Origin of the sequence: Tabrizicola sp. (assembly GCF_051645465.1) — a bacterium.
GTDB lineage: Bacteria > Pseudomonadota > Alphaproteobacteria > Rhodobacterales > Rhodobacteraceae > Tabrizicola.
Window position 1 is genome coordinate 1 of sequence record NZ_JBOFBI010000337.1, and the last position, 2,097, is coordinate 2,097.

Consider the following 2,097-nt stretch of genomic DNA (forward strand, 5'->3'; position numbering starts at 1 on the left):
TCCACCATTCACCCAAGGCCGTTGGGGCCGCAAGCCTGCCCTATGCCTCACGCTTCACCGTCACAGCATAGCTGGGCACATTGCGATCCGATGATAAGTGCCGACTCACCAAGCTATGGTCAGGACCCATCGAACTTGCCGTTCCGGCATGATTCAGCCTCCGCAAGGAGATCAATCGAAGAGCAACCTCTTCTGGCTCACGGACGCGCAGATGGCGCGCTTCGAACCGACCTTTCCCAAGAGTCACGGCAAGCCTCGCCTCGATGATCGGCGCGTGTTGAGTGGTACTATCTTTATCAATCGCAATGGGTCGCGGTGGCGCGATGCGCCCGCAGAGTATTGTCCTACGAAGACCCTCCACAATCGCTGGAAGCAGCGTGGCGACAAGCGCAGCTTCGCCCAAATAAGGCGGAGTGGCTGCTGGCCGACCGGTTTAAAACGCCTTAAAAGACAAGGGAATTAAGCCCTGCATCCAGGGCCGGAAGTCACGCAGCAAGCCCATCAAGCGCGACAAGTGCCGCTACCAGCGCCGCAACAGGATCGAGATCATGCTCGGCAGGCTGAAAGACTGGCGGCGTGGTGCCACCCGCCATGACTGATGTCCCCAGGTCTTTCTTTCCGCCGTAGCCCTCACCGCAACGGTCATGTTTTAGCTGTGAAACGAGAACGCGCCTGACCCTTGAGTCGGGACGCGGCCAAGATGGCCCTCAACTCAGCCCAATTCTGCGTACAGCGCAATGAAATGGATGCGGCCCGTGCTGTTGGTACTTGGCACAACGAGAATGCAGCAATGCTAATGCCTCAACTAACAAATTTTGCGCGAGTCCGTCCAGTCCGTCACGTGTGCTATGGAAGGTATATATGGTTGATATTATGTCATTTTTTTGCATTCCCAAATAGTTATCCCGATTGTCTGCCCTCCGTCTCCATACCCGTCTACATACCCGTCTCCATACCCGTTTTCACCCCTTCTTTCAACGCGACGACAACTCACTGCGCACGAATTGCATACGAGATACCGACCATCGCAAAGCTTTCCTCCGGTTCGTGGGGCGTGCAGATCCGCCGCAAAGGTCGGTACGTCAACGAAACCTTCCTGCGGCGGGACGATGCCCTCCGTTGGTCCCGTTCAGCCGAGCTGTCGGTCGATCCCAACGAAACGCCGGTCAGCGCGCGGATCGGTCGGCTGACGAAGTTTGGGGAAACTGGTGCTGCTTAACATAGAGGACATGACGGCTGTCAGCAAACCGCCCCTTCGGTCGAAGGCCGCGACTTTGCACATGCTGCAACGGGAATGGGGGGTCATCAAGATCATGGCATTGGATCGCGAGCTGTTGATCCCGTTCGAACGCGCTTGCTCGGCTGCTGGAGCGAGGCCAGTGACGCTTGGTATCGACATCGGGGCCCTCGGCCTTGTTCTGTCACATGCGGCGGCCGTTCACGGGTTGTCAGTCTCGACCGAACAGGTTGCACTTGCCCGGATTGCGTTGAAACGGCTGGGTCCGATCGGAAAGGGCGTGGAACGGGACCACCGTCCGACGGAAAGCGAGGTTGAGACTCTGATCTATTTGTTTGAGGCGAACGAGCGCCAGTTAACATGCCAGATCCGAAAGCAGCAATCTATGCCAGCGCGCCTGACGGCGCATAGCCCCCTGATGACGGATGGCGTGCTAGATCGCCGCGCTCATAAGGTCGTTCTGAATTCTGTAATTCTCGCTCTTGACGACTTACGGCGCAGCGACCGGCCCGCTACCCATGCAGGATGGAGCAGCTTGAACGAGGCCATAGCCATAGACCTCGTCAAAACCAGCATCGCCAAGGTCCCTCGCCGATCCTGTTAACCGCTGAATTACCTCGTTCGCCGTCAGCTCTGGATTGGCAGCAAGTTGTGCAGCCGCCGCCGCAGATACAAACGGAGCGGCAAATGATGTCCCGGTCTTTGGACGCGCACCCTTGACCGACGCCGCCGTCCATATCTCCACTCCCGGTGCCGCCAGATCCACATGCGCGCCCTGCCCCGCCCGCCGATAAACCGTGCCATTCCGGTCAACCGCAGTCACCGCAACGACTGCAGGATAAGCCCCCGGATAGGCGGGT

The 2,097-nt window shown here is 58.4% G+C and carries 1 protein-coding gene and 1 pseudogene; one reads left to right on the forward strand and one right to left on the reverse strand.

The genetic code is table 11. The features are described from left to right. Nucleotides 1-148 precede the first annotated feature (148 nt). Nucleotides 149-599: pseudogene (locus ACRCSW_RS21490) on the forward strand (transposase). Nucleotides 600-1,727: 1,128 nt separating this feature from the next. On the opposite strand, the gene ACRCSW_RS21495 reads toward ACRCSW_RS21490, so the two are convergent. Beyond that, the coding region (locus tag ACRCSW_RS21495) for a S8 family serine peptidase (RefSeq protein ID WP_438707695.1) at nucleotides 1,728-2,097 on the reverse strand (370 nt) is incomplete at its 5' end.